Origin of the sequence: Sphaerisporangium krabiense (genome assembly GCF_014200435.1) — a bacterium.
In the GTDB taxonomy this organism is placed as follows: Bacteria; Actinomycetota; Actinomycetes; order Streptosporangiales; family Streptosporangiaceae; genus Sphaerisporangium; species Sphaerisporangium krabiense.
The window spans coordinates 821,871-838,792 of the sequence record NZ_JACHBR010000001.1 but is presented as its reverse complement, the minus strand read 5'-3'; the positions used below and the strand labels follow the sequence as shown (position 1 = coordinate 838,792).

The 16,922-nt window shown below is 72.0% G+C and carries 13 protein-coding genes; 8 read left to right on the top strand and 5 right to left on the bottom strand.

Translation table 11 applies throughout. The features are described from left to right. Position 1: 1 nt before the first annotated feature. A complete protein-coding gene (locus tag BJ981_RS03590; protein ID WP_184608298.1) occupies positions 2 to 1,570 on the bottom strand; it encodes an amidohydrolase in 1,569 nt (522 codons plus the stop codon). A gap of 112 nt (positions 1,571 to 1,682) precedes the next feature. Here BJ981_RS03590 and BJ981_RS03585 point away from each other — a divergent pair, with 112 nt between their 5' ends. Then, the gene (locus tag BJ981_RS03585; protein ID WP_184608297.1) at positions 1,683 to 2,558 is read left to right on the top strand and encodes a LysR family transcriptional regulator; all 876 of its coding nucleotides are present in this window, start codon (positions 1,683 to 1,685) and stop codon (positions 2,556 to 2,558) included. Between the two features lie 140 nt (positions 2,559 to 2,698). Next, a complete protein-coding gene (locus tag BJ981_RS03580) occupies positions 2,699 to 3,934 on the top strand; it encodes an amidase (protein WP_184608296.1) in 1,236 nt (411 codons plus the stop codon). Between the two features lie 3 nt (positions 3,935 to 3,937). Here the strand turns inward: BJ981_RS03580 and BJ981_RS03575 are convergent, their stop codons facing one another. Then, positions 3,938 to 4,975 (bottom strand): Lrp/AsnC family transcriptional regulator, encoded by a 1,038-nt coding sequence (locus BJ981_RS03575; protein ID WP_184608295.1) that lies wholly within the window; start codon positions 4,973 to 4,975, stop codon positions 3,938 to 3,940. A gap of 136 nt (positions 4,976 to 5,111) precedes the next feature. Here BJ981_RS03575 and cuyB point away from each other — a divergent pair, with 136 nt between their 5' ends. From cuyB to BJ981_RS03560, 3 genes are all read left to right on the top strand, one after another. Beyond that, the gene (gene cuyB / locus BJ981_RS03570; protein ID WP_184608294.1) at positions 5,112 to 5,843 is read left to right on the top strand and encodes a cysteate racemase; all 732 of its coding nucleotides are present in this window, start codon (positions 5,112 to 5,114) and stop codon (positions 5,841 to 5,843) included. Between the two features lie 238 nt (positions 5,844 to 6,081). Continuing rightward, a complete protein-coding gene (locus BJ981_RS03565; protein ID WP_184608293.1) occupies positions 6,082 to 7,602 on the top strand; it encodes a flavin monoamine oxidase family protein in 1,521 nt (506 codons plus the stop codon). Between the two features lie 79 nt (positions 7,603 to 7,681). After that, positions 7,682 to 8,110 carry a GNAT family N-acetyltransferase gene (locus tag BJ981_RS03560; protein ID WP_204070730.1) on the top strand — a complete coding sequence of 143 codons (429 nt, stop codon included), beginning with the start codon at positions 7,682 to 7,684 and terminating at the stop codon, positions 8,108 to 8,110. Between the two features lie 111 nt (positions 8,111 to 8,221). On the opposite strand, the gene BJ981_RS03555 is transcribed toward BJ981_RS03560, so the two are convergent. Beyond that, the gene (locus BJ981_RS03555) at positions 8,222 to 9,097 is read right to left on the bottom strand and encodes a hypothetical protein (protein ID WP_184608292.1); all 876 of its coding nucleotides are present in this window, start codon (positions 9,095 to 9,097) and stop codon (positions 8,222 to 8,224) included. Between the two features lie 387 nt (positions 9,098 to 9,484). On the opposite strand from BJ981_RS03555, the gene BJ981_RS03550 reads away from it, so the two are divergent. Together BJ981_RS03550 and BJ981_RS03545 are read left to right on the top strand one after the other, a co-directional pair. After that, on the top strand, positions 9,485 to 10,156 hold the full coding sequence (locus tag BJ981_RS03550) for a hypothetical protein (RefSeq protein WP_184608291.1): 672 nt from the start codon (positions 9,485 to 9,487) through the stop codon (positions 10,154 to 10,156). A 118-nt stretch (positions 10,157 to 10,274) separates the two neighbouring features. Beyond that, complete coding sequence (locus BJ981_RS03545; RefSeq protein ID WP_184608290.1) at positions 10,275 to 10,823, top strand: DinB family protein; 549 nt, start codon at positions 10,275 to 10,277, stop codon at positions 10,821 to 10,823. Between the two features lie 136 nt (positions 10,824 to 10,959). Here BJ981_RS03545 and BJ981_RS03540 read toward each other — a convergent pair whose 3' ends face one another. Then, positions 10,960 to 14,568 (bottom strand): tetratricopeptide repeat protein, encoded by a 3,609-nt coding sequence (locus tag BJ981_RS03540; protein WP_184608289.1) that lies wholly within the window; start codon positions 14,566 to 14,568, stop codon positions 10,960 to 10,962. Between the two features lie 6 nt (positions 14,569 to 14,574). Next, positions 14,575 to 14,895, bottom strand: a complete 321-nt coding sequence (locus BJ981_RS03535; protein ID WP_184608288.1) for a trypco2 family protein — start codon at positions 14,893 to 14,895, stop codon at positions 14,575 to 14,577. A gap of 400 nt (positions 14,896 to 15,295) precedes the next feature. Here BJ981_RS03535 and BJ981_RS03530 point away from each other — a divergent pair, with 400 nt between their 5' ends. After that, a complete protein-coding gene (locus tag BJ981_RS03530; protein WP_184608287.1) occupies positions 15,296 to 16,873 on the top strand; it encodes a glycosyl hydrolase family 18 protein in 1,578 nt (525 codons plus the stop codon). The last annotated feature ends 49 nt before the right edge of the window (positions 16,874 to 16,922 follow it).

The window sequence follows — 16,922 nt, the reverse complement described above, 5'->3', positions numbered from 1 at the left end:
TTCAGATTCGCTGCCAGCGGACTTCGCCGCCGACGACGGTGGTCATGACCTTGGTGCGCAGCACCGCGTCCGGCGACTCCACGAAGGGGTCGGTGTCCACCGCGACGAAGTCGGCGAGCTTGCCGGGCGCGAGGACCCCCTTGTGGTCGTCCTCGCCCGCGGCGTAGGCGGCGCCGAGGGTGTGCGCGGTGAGGGCTTCGCCCATGCTCAGCCGCTCCTCGGGTTGCCAGCCACCCGCCGGCGTGCCGTCGGTGCGGGTACGGGTGACGGCCGCGTACAGCGCGGGGAAGGGGTTCGGGTGCTCGACGGGGGCGTCGGAGCCGAAGGCCAGCGCGACGCCGACGTTCAGCATTCCGCGCCAGGCGTAGGAGGCCAGGTCGTGGCCCGCCAGCAGGGAGTCGACGAGGTCGATGTCGCTGGTGCAGTGCACGGGCTGCATCGAGGCGACGATGCCGAGCCTGGCCATCCGCGCCAGGTCGGCGGGCCGCAGGTGCTGGGCGTGCTCGATGCGGTGCCGCAGTCCTTCCCTGCGGCCGATGGCCTCGTAGGCGTCGATGACCAGGTGGTTGGCCTGGTCGCCGATCGCGTGCGTGGCCACCGCGATCCCCGCGTCCGCGGCCTTGGCGAACAGCTCGACCAGGTCCTCGTACGGGGTGACGGCGATGCCCGCGTTGCTCTGCTCTCCGGCGAAGGGTTCGCTCATGTGGCAGGTGTGCGAGCCCAGCGCGCCGTCACTGAAGATCTTCACGGGTCCGGTGCGGAACCAGTCGTCGCCCTGCCCGGTGCGGCGGCCCTCGGCGATGGCCGCCTCCAGGTGGATCGCCGGGATGGCCTTGTGCACGCGCAGCTTCAGCTCGCCGGCCTCCCGCAGCGCCAGGTAGGCGGCGCGGCAGTCCTCGCCGTCGATGTCGTGCACGCTGGTCAGGCCGAGCGCGAGCAGTTCCTCCTGCGCGGCGCGGAGCTGGTCGCGCAGGTCGGCGGAGACCATGCGCTCGCGCAGCGGGTAGGAGGCCGACTCGCGCAGGATTCCCGTGGGTTCCCCGCTCGCGTCCCTGACGATCTCGCCGCCCACCGGGTCCGGGGTCGAGGCGTCGATGCCGACCAGCCGCAGGGCCGCGGAGTTGGCCCACACCGTGTGGCCGTCCACGCTGGGCAGCGCGACCGGCAGGTCCGGGCAGACCGAGTCCAGCGCGTACCGGTCCGGCTGCGCGGGCGGATCCCAGGTGTTGCTGTTCCACCGGCCGCCGAACAGCCAGGCGCCCGGCCGCAGCCGGGCCGCGTGCGCGGCCACCCGGGCGAGGGCGTCGTCCAGGGAGCGCACGTCGCGCAGGTCCACCGCGTCCAGGCTCTGGGCGTACTGCGCCGTGTGGATGTGGGCGTCGTAGAGACCGGGGAGCACCGCGGCGCCCTCGAGGTCGATCAGCTCCGCCCCCGGGCCGGCGGCCTCACGCACCTCGGCCTCCGTGCCGACCGCCAGCAACCGTTCGCCTTCCACGGCCATGGCCTGGGCCAACGGGGTGCCGCGATGTCCGGTGCGGATGGCGGCGTTGCGGTAAACACGCATGCTCATGTGCCTCTCAGGGGGGCTCGTAGGAACGGTGGCCATCACTGTAGGAGTGGCGCAAAGAAGTATGAAGCGATATAAACACGACTTTTAGCCACGCTGAGAGCAAGGAAATCTGATGCTGAAGCCAGAACACCTACGCACACTGCTGGAGGTGGTTCAGCTCGGATCTTTCGCCGCCGCGGCCAATCGGCTCGGGTACACCTCCTCGGCCGTCTCCCAGCAGATGGCCGCGCTGGAGCGGGCGACGGGCGTGAAGCTGTTCGAGCGCTCCGCCCACAGCGTGCTGCCGACCAACGCCGCCGAGGTGCTGGCCGGGCAGGCGAAGGTCGTGCTCATGGACATGGAGCGCATGGTCGCCACCGTCCAGGCCGTGCACAGGAACAGCGGGCGGCGGATCCACATCGGCATCTTCCCCAGCTTCGCCGGCGTGCTGACCGACGTCCTGCGGGGGATGGAACCCGAGGAACGCGCCGGCGTCAGGGTCTCCGTCGCGGAGTGCTCCCAGCTCATTCCCCGCCTCGGCGCCGGCGGCGAGATGGACGCGGCGATCGTCTACCAGGTGGCGAACTCCGGCCTGTCGTGGCCCTCGGCGCTGAGCCGGCGCTGGATCGCCGAGGACCGCTACAAGGTCGTCCTGCCGCGTGCGTGGCGCCACCTGGAGCCCTACCGGGTCGAGCAGCTCGTCGACCTGCCGTGGATCATGCACCACCCGGCCAGCGGCGACGCCTCCTTCTTCGACGGCGTGTTCGCCCGCTGGGGCCTGAATCCCCGGGTGGTCTGCCACTCCGACGACTTCAAGATCACCATGGACATGATCGGGGCGGGGATGGGGGCGGCGCTCGTCCCCGACCTCGCGCTGCGCGGGCACGGCCCGGACGTCGTGGTCGCCGACGTGCCGTGGCTGAACACCAGCCGCAGCATCTTCAGCCTCGTGCGCCCCGACCGTGAGACCATCCGCCTGCGGTCGCTGCTGGACGCGCTGACGGTGTGATCGGCGAGGGGCGGCGACTGGACGGGCATCGGGAGATATGTCAGCATTTGCCGGATTGTGTGCGGCCGGTGACGCCCCGTCGCGCCGGGTGTCACCGGCAGGCGTCCCGTCCGCCGGACGGATGTCAGGAGGCCCTCCCCGTGTCGATCCCGTTGCCTGCGTCCGCCGCGTCGGCCGCGTCCGCGGCGTCGGCCGCCGAGCGGGAGGCGGCGGTCGCCGCGTCCGCCGAGGCCATCCGGCTCCACCGTGCGCACAACATCCTCATCGAGTCCGGCGCCGAGCGGGTCGTCGACCGGCTCGCCCGCCGCGACCGGCCGGCGCCCGCCACGCCGCCCGAGCTGTGGGCCTGGACGTTCGTGGTCAAGGACATGATCGACGTCGCCGGCCTGCGCACGACCCGCGGCTCGGTCCTGTACGGGAGCGAGGAGGCGGTCACCACCGCGCCGTGCGTCGAGGTGCTGGAGCGCGCCGGGGCGCTGCTGGTCGGCAAGGCGAACCAGCACGAGTTCGCCTGGGGCGTCACCAGCCAGAACCCGCACTGGGGGGACGTGGGCAACCCGCGCCACGCGCACCTGACCTCCGGCGGGTCGAGCGGCGGCACGGCGGCGGCGATCGCGGCGGGAATCGCCCGGTTCGGGCTCGGCACCGACACCGGCGGCTCGGTGCGGATCCCGGCGGCCTGCTGCGGCGTGGTGGGGCTGCGCCCCCGGGCCGGGGCCGTGCCCGGCGAGGGCGTCGCGCCGCTCGCGCCGATGTTCGACGTGGTCGGGCCGATGGCCGGATCGGTCGCCGACTGCGCGCGCGTGTGGCGGGTGCTCACCGGGGAGGCCGCCGCGCCGCCGCGCTCGCTGTCGGGGCTGGTCGTCGGCGTCGCCGACGGGTGCGCGCAGGCCGGGCGGTTCGCGGACCTGGGCGCCGAGGTCCGCGAGATCACCCTGCCGCGGGAGATCCTCGCTCCGTATTGGACGATCATGGGCGCGCAGGCGCGGCGCACCCACGAGGCCACGTACCCGAGGAACGCCGCGGCCTACAGCGAAGGCGTGCGGCGGAAGCTGGACGGCGCCGCCGGGATCGGGCACCGGGAGTACCGCGGGGCCGTGGACGAGCTTTCCGCGCTACGGGCCGGGTTCATGGCTGACATGTCCGGCGTCGACCTTGTGATCGCGCCGACGCTCGGCGGCCCCGCGCCTCGGGTCGGGTGCGACGAGGCCGCGATCCGCGGCGAGGTCGGCCGGATCACCGCCACCGTGTCCGCGCTCGGCCTGCCCGCCCTCGCCATCGGGGACCTGCAGATCGTGGGGCGCGGAGAGACCGACGTGCTGCGCGCGGGCCTGTGCTGGGAGGCCGCCGGAGAGGCGATCCCGGCGCCGCGCTGAACGTCAGGGGCCCGGCAGGCTCCATGGGTCCACCGGGACGACGCCGGTGCAGCGGCCGAAGTGGTCGAGCAGACGCCCGTAGAGCTTCGTCTGCCGCAGCACGATCTGCCGGTCGGCGACGCTGACGTGCGGGAACCGCTCCTCGAGACGCACGACCAGTGCGTGCAGGTCGGACACCCCGTGCAGGCCGACGGTGAGCAGCATGTTGCGCGCCCCCGCGAGCGCCGCGCACGTGCGGGTCTCCGGCCAGCCGAGCAGCGCTCTGCCCGTCTCCTCCAGCAGCCCGTCCGGCATCCGGAGCCACAGCACCGCCGACGAGTGCCAGCCCGCGTGCGCGCGCGCCAGGTCGCACCGGAAATCGATGTCGCCGGTCGCGACCAGGCGCGACAACCTGCGTTGCACCGTGCGCTCGGACGTGCCGACGGCTCCGGCGAGTTTGGAGTAGCCGGCGCGGCCGTCCGTGCCGAGGGCCCTGAACAGCCGCCTGTCGATCTCGTCCATCCGCCGGGTGCCCACCGGCGCCGCGTGCCGCCTGGCCAGCGCGTCGGCGGACCGGGCCGGGAGCACACGCAGCCGCCACCGGCACGAGGTCTCGAAGACGCGGGTGGCGACATGGGTGCGCACCTTCGCCACGCCGGGCACCTTCGGCAGGTCCGTGAGCAGGTAGTGCGCCAGGGCGGGCAGTGAGGCGGCGACGGCGATCGCGAACAGGTCGTGACCGGAGGCGACGTGCTGGACGGTGATGAGGTGTCCCTCCCCGGCCAGGGCGTCGGCGACCTCGACCGCGGCGCCCGGCTCGCAGTCGATCTCCAGGAACGTCATGCTCATCGCGTGGGTCTGGCGCGGCCCGAGGGCGACGGTGGTCCATGCCTCCCCGTGGCCGTGCAGGCGCTGCCATCGCCGCGCCGCCGTCACCGGGTCCGCGCCGATCGCCGCTCCGACCTCGGTCCAGCTCGCTCGCGGGTTGATCTGGAGGGCGTCGATGAGTTCGAGATCGGTCTCCGACAGCAACCGCTGAGGCTCGATGTCGGATTCCTGCACAGTAGCTCCCTCTATGCCGGTTTGCTGCGTTTCGAGGTCCGGATCACCTTATACCTGGATCCTTGTGCGGCGGTCGCCGGTTCATCCTCGCGCCCGGCTCCGCGCCCGGTTCGCCGCGAGGGAGAGGACGCCTGCGATGACCCTGACGGCCGACCGTGACGATGCCCAGGTGAGCGGGCCGCGACTGGTCGGCGTCCTGGGCGGCATGGGACCGGCGGCCACCGTCGACTTCTACGGCAAGCTCGTGGAGGAGACCGCCGCCACCTGCGACCAGGGCCATGTTCCCGTCGTCATCTGGGGCGACCCCCGAGTGCCCGACCGCTCCCTGAACCTGCTCGGGCGCGGCGAGGATCCGACCCCGTACCTGCGGCGCGGCATCGAGGCGCTCAAGCGGGCGGGATGCGAGGTGCTCGCCGTGCCGTGCAACACCGCCCACGCCTTCGTCCCCCGCCTGGCCGACGAGGCCGGGCTGGCGCTGGTGAGCATCATCGAGGTCACGGCCGACGCCCTCGCCGCCGACGGCGTCCGGACGGCCGGCGTGCTGGCCACCACCGGCACCCTGCGCGCGGGCCTGTACGCCGAGGCTCTGCGGCGGCGCGGCCTGACGGTGATCGAGCCGGACGAGCCCGCCCAGCGGCAGGTCACGGCCGCCATCGCCGCCGTCAAGAGCGGCGGCGCCGAGCCGTCCCACAGGGAGGCCCTGGCGCGGGTCGCCCATTCCCTCGCGGACCGGGGCGCCGAGCGGATCGTCATGGCCTGCACGGAGATCGTGCTGGCCCTGGACGTCTCCGTGGTCCCCGTCCCGGCCCTCGACCCGGCCCGCCTGCTGGCCCGCCGGGTCGCCGACCTGGCGCTCGGCGCGGCATGACCGATGGGCGGGGAAAGTCGTCGCCTACATAGGCCGTCAATATTGGTCAAATAGCTTGTAGGCCCCAAAAGGGCTCGCATATAGCATCCTCCGCTATCGGGTGAGACTCACCAGACCCGACTTGCTCACCCCCTGTATCGGAGGGCACATGCGGAATGGCCGGTTGACCCGCCGGGCGTTCGTGAACATGGTCGGTCGCGCCGGTGGCGTGGGAGCCGCGTACGGGACGATGGCGGCGATGGGGCTGCTGCCCGTGCCGGAGGCCTACGCCGGCCGGCCGGACCTCGCCCGGCGTGGTGGCGGGCGAGGCGTCAGGGTCGCGGTGATCGGCGCCGGCATCTCCGGCATGGTCGCCGCGCTCGAACTCTCGGCCGCCCATTACGAGGTGCGGGTCTTCGAGGCGCAGGAGCGCGTCGGCGGCCGGATCAGGACCTACCGCGGCGGCGACACCGTCGTCGAGAACGATTCGGCCCAGCGTGTCGACTGGGACCGCGATCCGAACCTCTACTTCAACGCCGGGCCCGCGCGGATACCGCACCATCATGAGGCGATTCTCGGATACTGCCGCGACTTCGGAGTTCCTCTGCAGGTATTCGTCAACGACAACCGCAACGCCTATTTCCACGACGGCGACGCGTTCGGCGGACGACCGCAGCGCGCGCGCCGCGTGATCAACGATACGCGCGGGGCGGTCGCGGAACTCGCGGCGCGCGCCCTCCGGCAGGATCTGGACGGCGAGATGTCGGAGGAAGACCTCGCCCGGGTGCGTGACTTCCTCCGGAACTTCGGCGCGCTCGACGAGGGGTACCGGTACCGCGGGTCGTGGAGTTCCGGGTACGCGGAGCCACCGGGAGGGCCCACGCCGGGCCGCCTGCTGGAGCCGCTCGACCTCGTCGAGATCTCCAAGGGCACGTGGCTGCCCTGGTTCGCCATCTTCGCCGAGCGGTACGACCAGCAGGCCACCGTCATGGAGCCGACCGGGGGCATGGACGCCGTCGCGCATGCCTTCTACCAGCGGACCCGGCAGTTCATCACGCTCAACGCGCAGGTGACGAGACTCCAGCGGCTGGGATCCGGCGCCCGCGTCACCTGGCGCGACCGTGTCACGCGACGCGTGCGGGCGTGGGAGGCCGATCACGTGATCGTGACGGTTCCCCTGCCGGTCGTCGGCGCCATCGACAACGACTTCTCGCCCAAGGTGAAAGCGGCCGTGGAAGCGGGCGGCCGGCTCTACATCCCCGCCGTCAAGATCGCCTTCCAGTCGGAACGACGGTGGTGGGAGCAGGACCATCACATCTACGGCGGCATCTCGTGGACCGGCCGGGACATCACGCAGATGTGGTACCCGAGCCACGGCATCCACGACCGCAAAGGCATCCTTGTCGGCTCCTACATCTGGACGACCGAGATCGGGAACTCCTTCGCGGCGATGACGCCCGCGCGGCGCGCCGCCGCGGCGATCGCCGACGGCGAGCACCTGTTCCCCGGCTACCGCGATCTGGTCCGGCGGCCCGTCTCCATCGCGTGGTCCAACGTGCCGTTCCAAGGGGGAGCGTGGGCCGAGTGGGGCGGCGACCCGGACGCGCGCCGCGACGTCTACCCCGTGCTCCTGCCGCCGGACGGGCCGTACTGGTTCGCGGGCGAGCACATGAGCCACATCAACGGCTGGCAGGAAGGCTCCATCCGCGCGACCCACCACGTACTCCAGGCCATCCAGGCCCGCACCGCCGCCACCCGAGCCGAGCCCCACACCGACTAGCGTGACGGGAGTTCGTCCGGGGCCGCCCGTGAGCTCTCGGAGGAGCGGGGCCGACCGGCTCGCTGGTAGCTTCCCGGCTGTGGGGAATTCCGAACTGACCATACGCGCCGGAAAGTCGGACGACATCGAGGCGGTGCTCCGCTTCTGGGTCGAGGCCGCCGAGGGAACCGATCGGCACGACGACCCGGACAAGGTCGTCCAGCTCGTCGAGCGCGATCCCGAGGCGTTGCTCGTCGCCGAGCTGGAGGGGCGGATGGTCGGCACCCTCATCGCCGGATGGGACGGCTGGCGCGCCCATCTCTACCGGCTCGCCGTGGCCCCCGGGCATCGGCGCATGGGCATCGGCTCGCGGCTCATCGCGGCGGCAGAGGCGCGGTTCAGGACATTCGGCGCATTCCGCGCCGACGCCATGGTCCTCGACGACAACACCCTCGCCCACCACGCCTGGTCGGCGTCCGGCTATGCCCGCCAGCCCCAGTGGGGCCGCTGGGTGAAGCCCCTGGACTGACCTCGCCCGGCGTCGCGGTGATCCGGCAGTCGTACCCCTTGGGCGCCGGCCGGGTGAAAGCGGTGTGAGGTCGTCCTGATCCGAGCGATCGGCGTGACGGCGCGGGACACGTCACCGTGGGGCGAGGCGGAGGACCTCCTCGCGGATCTGCGGGGTCAGGTCGGCTTGGAGGAGGCCGTTGTCGATGGCGGGGACGCAGCTCAGGGAGATGCGCACCGCGGCGGGCGGTCCCTGCGGATAGTCGAAGACGAGACGCACGTCGCGTTCGTCGGAGCCGGGTATGCCGTGGCACCCGTTCCGGCTCGGCCGGGTGTCCAGGGAGTTCAGCGCCGCGGCCAGCGGGCGGGCGACGTCCCTGCCGTGCCGCTTCCGGTACGGCGGCCGCCGGTAGACGGCGTCCCTGCACACGGTGACCCGCCCGGGTCGTCCGGGAACGACTGCCTCGTCCTGGCCGCGCCGGCCACCGGGACCCTGACAGGGGTCCTCCGGCGGTACCGGCCGCCAGACGCCCTTCTTGTAGGCGGTGGTGATGGCGGGCCCGAGGTAGGCGTGGCTGACCGCCGTGCCGTTCGTGGTCCGCACGCAGCGGTTGACCTCCTCGGCGCTGCCCACCCACAGGGCGCGGCCGTCGGGGTAGGCGAACCGGACGAGGTAGTTGGTCATCGGTCCGCCCATCAGCGTGCACGCGCGGCCCACCTCGGGGCCGGCGACCGGGAGATAGGCGAGGTCGCGGGCCATCGCCGCCGCCGGACCGGTCAACGTCCGCGACCCGGCGAGCCGCTCACCGCCCGGCCGCGTGTTGTCCCCGGGATAGGCACAGATGAGAGCCGCCACCGGCGCCCCGGGGACGAGCGACTCCGCCGCGCCGTCGACGCGGACGGCGGCGGGCACCCAGCCGCCGATCTCGTCGCTGTCCCAGCGTTGCGGGCACGTGGACGGCACGGGCGGCGACCTGTCGGGCGAGGACGCCGACACCGTCACGGCCATCGCGCACACTCCGACCGCCGCGAGTCCGAGACTGACCAACCTGTACGGGTTCACAACACTAAGACGCCGAATGACCGTGATCGGTTTGACGTGCGAAGGGGAAACCTGGCGAGAGGGGCGCTCGGGTGGCGGCACCGCTCATCGGCCCGCGATATCACCGGAGTGGCGTTCACGCCGAGCGTTCTGGACGGTCCCGCGCTGGTCGGCGCCGCCGGCCGGTGCGCGGGTCTTCTTTGAGGGCGGCCGGCGTCATTCATTTAGGATGGTACGTCTATACCTTTTAGGTTGGCTGTTACGTAAGCTGTAAGCACTTGGGTCTTTTAGTTCCCTTCCGTCGCCCGCTTTTTGGAGGATGAGGATGCAGGGAACAGAGGTGACGGACGCGCCATGACGCCTTCGCCGTGGAGTTGCCCGTTCGTGTACGCCGTCGGGTTCGACACGCGTCCCGACGAGCCGCAGGCCGAACTGGACGCGTTCAACGAGTTCTACGCCGCCCACCTCGACGACGTCATGTTCCGCAACCCCGGGTTCGTCCGCGGGGCGCGGTACGAACTCGCCCGGACCGACCCGCCGGGCGCCGGGCCTCGCTGGCTCGCCGTGTACGGCGTGGACGGCGAGGAGTCGGCGCGCGGGTACGCCGCCCGCGAGCGGCCCAAGTACCCGCCGGGGCCGCCGGCATGGCGGAGGGCGACGCTGGTGTGGCGGCTGCTCTGGCGGCGCACGTCGTGGACCGGCCGGGACGAGGTGTCCGCGGGCCCGGTCGCGCTGACCGGCATCGATCCCGCGGACGGCGCCACCGGGCCGGACTTCGAGCACTTCTCCTCCCGCGTCCACCTGCCCGAGACGAGCGAAGCGTTCGGGTACGACCGGTGTGTGCGCTTCGAGCTGTGGCGGGAGCTTCAGCACCCCGAGCCCGGCTGCCCCGCGTACCTGACCCTCTACGAGGCCGAGGTGGCGCCGGAGCCGCCGGCGCGACCGGCGCCGCTGACGCCGGGACCACCCACGTGGGAGGGCCGGCACGTCCGCTGGCGGCTCGACTACGACCTGATCACGAGGTGAAGGCCGGACCCCGCACGTTGCCACGAGGAAACCTCGCGTTGATTGCGGTCGGAAACTGGCCGCTATGGGCCGTAGCGTTACGAAGGAACGACGGAACGGCCGGAGAAGGGCGAAGGGTATGACCATCAGTGCGCAGGTGGAGCGGGTGGAGGGTGTCGTGGTCGATGGGGAGCGGGCCGATCTGTTGGCCATGCTGGGGAAGCAGCGGCATTTTCTGCGGTTCACGACGCGGGGGCTCAGTGATGAGGAGGCCGGGCGGCGGACCACTGTCAGTGAGTTGTGCCTTGGGGGACTGATCAAGCATGTGACGGTCGCCGAGCGGAACTGGGCCGACTTCATGGTGAACGGGCCGGCGGCGATGGGGGACTTCACGGCCATGACCGAGGAGGACTGGGCGCGGCGCGCGGACGAGTTCCGGATGCTGCCGGGGGAGACGCTCGCCGGAATCCTGGAGGACTACGCCGAGGTCGCGCGCCGGACCGACGAGCTGGTCGCCACGCTCCCGGACCTGAACGTCGCGCACCCGCTGCCCAAGGCCCCCTGGAACACGGAAGAGACGTGGACGGCCCGCCGGGCGCTCCTGCACATCATCGCCGAGACCGCCCAGCACGCCGGTCACGCCGACATCCTCCGCGAGTCCCTGGACGGCGCCAAGTCCATGGGCTGACACCTGGCCGCGCGTGCATCTCGGAAGCACGGTCCTCAGCTCGGGGGGCGAAGGGGGTGGGCCCCTGGGAAGAACAGCCCGGAGCGGAGGACCTGTGCTTGGCGGGTGCCGGTCCGTTCTTCTCGAGGGATTGTGGTCAGTCCTGGAGGAGCCAGTCGGGGGGTTCGGTTTCCATTAGTTCGTGCCAGGCTTGGGTCACCATGATGGGGTGTGTGCGGGAGAGGTGGCGGAGCCTCTGTGCCGCGGCTCTGGCCAGGGGCTCATGGCCTCGGTCGAGGCCGATCGTCAGCGTGGTGATCACCAGGGCGGCGCGCTCGCGGGGATCGGTCATCGGGGCCAGCTCGTCCGCGATCAGGTAGCACCTGAAGAGGTCCGGCGCGAAGCGGTCCGGGTGGGCCTCCGTCAGAGGCTCGTAGATGCCGATCGCCCGGCGCAAGGCCGTCAGGGCCTCGTCACGGCGTCCCAGCTCGCCCGCCAGGTCGGCCACGTTGGTGAGCAGGCCGGCGAGGTGGTGCAGGTGGGCGTCCGGGTCGGCCTCGGCGAGGGGCTCGTAGACGTGGACGGCGCGCAGGACGGCGGCCAGTGCCTCCTCCAGCCGTCCGAGCACGTGAAGAGGCCCCGACAGGTTGGTGAGTGAGGCGGCGAGGTGGCGCGGGTAGGCGCCGGGGGCGGCCTCGATCAGCCGCTCGTAGACGTGGACGGCGCGCTGCCCGGCCTCCAGAGCCTCCTCGTACTGTCTGAGCCGGACGAGCCGGGTGGTCAGGTTGTCGAGAGCACGGGCGAGACCGGGCAGGTACACCGCGGGATCGGTCTCCGCCAGGTGCTCGTAGGCCCGGGTGGCGCGTTCGGCAGGGGCCAGGGCCTCCTCGTGCCGGCCCAGCTCGCCCAGCCGGATCGACAGGATGGCCAGTGAACCGGCGAGGTTCGGCAGATGGGCGTCGGGGGCGGTGTCCGCCAGCCGTTCGCGGATCTCGACCGTGCGCCGGATGGCGGCCAGGGCCTCCTCGTGCCGTCCCAGCTCGCCCAGGTGGATCGACAAGATGTTGAGCGAGGCGGCGAGGTCGGGCAGGGAGGTGTCCGGGGCGCTTTCGGCGAGCCGCTCATGGATCGCGTTGGCGCGCCCGCTCGCGGCCAGGCCCTCCTCGTGCCGTCCCAGCAAGGCCAGGATGACGGACATGCTGGTCAGGGAGTTGGCGAGCGCGGAGGAGGGGTCAGGGTCGGTTCCCGCCAGGCGCTCGCGGATCTCGACGGCGCGCCGGATGGTGGCCAGGGCCTCCTCGTGCCGTCCCAGCTCACTGAGAAGGTTCGACTGGTTGTTCAGCGCGTCGGCGAGCGCGGCGAGGTGGACGTGATTCTCGGCCAGACGCTGGTAGATGGAGGTGGCACGCCGGTTCGCCGTCAGGCCCTCCTCGCTCCGGCCCGCCTCGCTCAGCCGGACCGACAGCTTGTTGAGGATGTTGGCGAGGAGGGGCAGGTAGGTGTCGAGGCGGCTCGTGGGCAGGCGTTCGAACATGTCGGCGAGGGACGCCGTGATGTCCACCGCGAAGCCGCTCAGGACGCGGGACCTCCGCGGCAGCAGGTCTACCAGCGCGGCCGCCTCCAGCAGAGGGAGATCCGTGTCGCGGAGCAGGGCCGTCAGGCCGGAGAGCAGCACGGAGGGGTCTTCGCTCTGGGTGGCGACGCGCAGCGCGATCGCCGCCACCGCGGGCTGGGCGGCGATCATCCCCACCACTTCGGCGTGGATCTCTCGGTGGCGGACCCAGGCGCGGGCGAGCACGGTCAGTGCCTGGTAGTCCTGTTCGGCGGAGGTGTGCCCGGCCAGGTGGCGTAACCAACCCGGGAACTCGTTCACCATCGAGGCGACCAGGTGTTCCGCCAGGCGGTCGGGCTGCAGCGGGCTCCAGTAGGCGTTCTGAGCGGTGGAGGCGACCGGTCCGCCGTCGTGGCGTCCGCCTGGCGAGGGAGCGGTGCGGTATGCCGGTGACGGCGGAGCCGGCGCGTGCGGGGTCGCGGGCGGGTAGAGGTCGCGCAGCCATCGGGCCAGCGCCAGCCGCACGTCCTCGCTCTGGTCACCCAACCGGGGCACCTGTTCGAGCAGGGCCACCGCCTGGTCCTCTCCCGCGGCTCCGCACAGCGTGGCCACGGCCACCGCCCGCCGCAGCGTCAGGTCCGTCAATGTCAGCCCGTGGTGACGCGCGCTGTTCCTCCAGTACCGGCGCTCATGGCGCAGGATGACCTCCTCCACCGGTCCGCCGGTCTTCGCGGGCCTGCCGGGTTCCGCCTGCCCGCCGGGGTCGACCCGCTGCCCGGATTCCACCGGCGGGTCCCGATGAGAGCTCACGGGGCCGCGGACCCCGGTCGCCGGCTCCGGTCCGGTGTCGTCGCCGAGCAGGGCGGCGAGTGCGCTCATCTGCAGGCTGAGCGCGGCGCCCGGCCCGGTGAACCGTCCCGGCGCCCGGTCGTCGAGGGGTGGGACGGCGGACGGCGGGTGGTGCGGCCAGTCCATCGTCGTGAGCGCGGCGTCCAGGTCGGCGAGGGCCTCGCCGTAGGCGACGGGAACGGCGCCGGGGTCGGTCTCCAAGGGGGCGAGCTCCTCGACCAGCGCGTCGTCCAGCACCTGTTCCAGCAGGCCGTCCGATTCCATCAGCCGCTGCCACCAGTCGCCCGCGCCACGGGCCAGCAGCAGCACCCGCACCGTCGCCCCGGCCGCGGCGGCCCGATGCGCCGAGTACACCGCCTCCGCCACGACGTCCGGCCGGGTCTCGGCGTAGTCCAGCACGACCAGCACCGGGCCGTCCGGCCGTTCCAGCGCCCGCGACCGCCCGTGCTCGCCTACGGCGGGCCCGTCGTTCCACCAGCTGGTGAACCAAGGCTCCGGGGCCTGCTCCAGACGCCGGCACAGCTCTCCGGCCAGGCGGGTCTTGCCCTGACCGCCCGGGCCGGTCAGCAGTCGCACGCGCAGCCCGCCCCCGCCGCACCACTCCGTCAGCGACACCAGCTCCCTGACCCGGGAGCGGAACCGTACCGCCCGCGCGTCCGCCCGCAGCAGGTACGCCGGAGAGGACGCCGCGACCCGAGGCGGCCCGGCGAACTCCACCGACTCCAGGACCGCCCCCGGTCCCAGCGCCTCGCGGAACCCCGGCTCGGCCCACAGCAGTGAGACCGGCTCGGCGACCAGCCGCCGCGCCCGCCAGGCCGGCGGGTCCTCCACGATCACGCCGATCAGCAGCTCGCCCGCCCACAGCGCCGCCCCCGACATTCCCTGCCAGCCGCCCCGCTCGGGCACCTGGTCGTCGGCGCTCACGTGCAACCGCCCGCCGAGCAGCCCCGTCCCGGCGTTCACATTGCCGGTGAACCGCTCGGTGTCACGCACTCCCGCGTCCGGTCCGTGGGTCTGCTCCATCGCCCGTGGGAACCCGATCGCCTCACAGGCCACCTTCCCGGTCGCGGAGGCCACCTGCCCCCACCGCACCGGCCCCGCCCGCAACCCCCGCGGATCCACCACCCGCAGCAGCGCCGCGTCCAGCCGTGCGCTCCCCGCCCAGGTCACCTCGCACGGCCACGCCTGGTCGTCCTCCAGCGAGCGGACCGCCAGCCCCTCGACCGCACGCCCGGAGGCCGCGTCGACCACCACGTGCCGGGCGGTCAGCACCAGCCCGTCGCCGACCAGGCACCCGGAGCCGAACACCGTCCCGCCGCCGGGCGCGCACCCGGTGACGTCCACCACCCGCCCCGGCCGCCTCACCGGCGCCTACCTCTGCCCGGCGCGGCCCGGACGCGGCGGTGGCGCCGCCGGTGCGTCGTTCACCAAGGGAGCGGCGCCGGTGCCGGTGTCGACGGGGTTCAGCACCACCTTCAACGTGTGCGAGGACCCGCGCGCGGTCGTGCCCGAGGCGCCGGCCTCCACCACCCACACCTTCACCTTGCCCTCGGCCTGGCCCTCATGGCGCACCTCGACCATGAACTCCAGCTCCACCGGCCCGACCTCGAACCGCAGCCGCTCTCCGTCGGCCGACTCCATCGCCGCGGCCAGCTCCTCCCGGACCCCGCGCACCGCATCGGCCAGTCCCACCCACGCATGCTCGCCCACAATGTCCCACTAACGTCATCAATGAGTGCTTTCATGTAATTGCTGCGGCCGCAGAGAACCGCGCACGCGCCCAATGAGACGCACCGCTCACCGCGAGCGTTCACGTCCTCGCCCGCCCGGGCGCCGCATTCCTCGGTTCCGGCCCCCTGATGTGACGGAGTCGGCGCACGTCAGGAGGGGGACGGGGAGGACGGTCCGCTAGGTAGGGGGCATAGCGGACAAGGGGTGACGTTGCCGGAATGAAACATTTGATGGACACTGATCGGATTTCTTCCGATAATTTGGTGCTAGCTGCGAGTTTCCCCGCACCTCGCAACCCTCCGCCGCGTCGTCGTGCCCGGAAACACCCCCCAGACCGGGCGACAGAAGGGTTGTACCCCCCATGAAGAAACCCCTGCGCCTACTGTTGCTGGCAGTCTCGTTACTGCTCGCCACGGTGGGCGTCTTCGTCACGCAGTCCTCCGCCTACGCGGCCAACCTGCTGTCCAACCCGGGCTTCGAGTCCGGGCTCTCGTCGTGGACCTGCGCCAGCGGTCACGGCTCCGTGGTCAGCACGCCCGTCCACTCCGGCTCGGGCGCCCTGTCCGGCGAGGCCGGCGGGCAGGACATCGCCCAGTGCACCCAGACCGTGACCGGCCTGCGGGCCAGCACCGCGTACACGCTCAGCGCGTGGCTGCGCGGCAACTTCGTGTACGTCGGCGTGCAGAACGGCGCGTCCCGCTGGGTGTCGTCGCCCTCGGCGTACACGCAGGTCACGGTGTCGTTCACCACCGGCGCGAGCCAGACCTCCGCCACGATCTACCTGAACGGCTGGTACGGCCAGGGCACCTACTACGCCGACGACGTCGTCTTCGACGGGCCGGGCACCCAGCCCACCTCCACGCCGACCGTGACTCCCACGGTGACCCCGACCGTGACCCCCACCGTGACTCCCACGGTGACCCCCACCGTGACCCCCACGGTGACCCCGACCGTGACTCCCACGGTGACCCCGACCGGTGACGCCACCTGCGCGGTCAAGGGACGTCCGGCCGGCAAGGTGCTGCAGGGCTACTGGGAGAACTGGGACGGCGCCGTCAACGGCGTCCACCCGCCGTTCGGCTGGACCCCGATCAACGACCCGCGGATCAAGCAGCACGGCTACAACGTCATCAACGCCGCCTTCCCGGTGATCCGCAGCGACGGCACCGTGCTGTGGGAGGACGGGATGGACGCGACCGTGAAGGTCTCCACCCCGGCCGAGATGTGCGCCGCCAAGGCCGCGGGCGCCACGATCCTGATGTCCATCGGCGGGGCGACGGCCGGCATCGACCTCAGCTCCAGCACCGTCGCGGACCGCTTCGTCGCGACGGTCGTGCCGATCCTGAAGAAGTACAACTTCGACGGCATCGACATCGACATCGAGACCGGCCTGTCCGGCAGCGGCAACATCAACACGCTGTCGGCCTCGCAGTCCAACCTGATCCGCATCATCGACGGCGTGCTCGCCCAGATGCCGTCCAACTTCGGCCTGACCATGGCCCCCGAGACGGCGTACGTCACCGGCGGTAGCGTCACCTACGGCTCCATCTGGGGCGCGTACCTGCCGATCATCAAGAAGTACGTCGACAACGGCCGCCTGTGGTGGCTGAACATGCAGTACTACAACGGCAGCATGTACGGCTGCTCGGGCGACTCCTACCAGGCCGGTACGGTGCAGGGCTTCACCGTCCAGACCACCTGCCTCAACAACGGCCTGACCATCCAGGGCACGACCATCAAGGTGCCCTACGACAAGCAGGTTCCGGGTCTGCCCGCCCAGGCGGGCGCGGGCGGCGGCTACATGGCGCCGTCGCTGGTGAGCCAGAGCTGGAACGCGTTCAACGGGCAGCTCAAGGGCCTGATGGACTGGTCCATCAACTGGGACGGCTCGCGCAGCTGGAGCTTCGGCGACAACGTCAAGGCGCTGCAGGGCCGCTAGCCGGTAGAACGTGAAGGGCCGCTCCCGGGTCATCGGGGGCGGCCCTTTC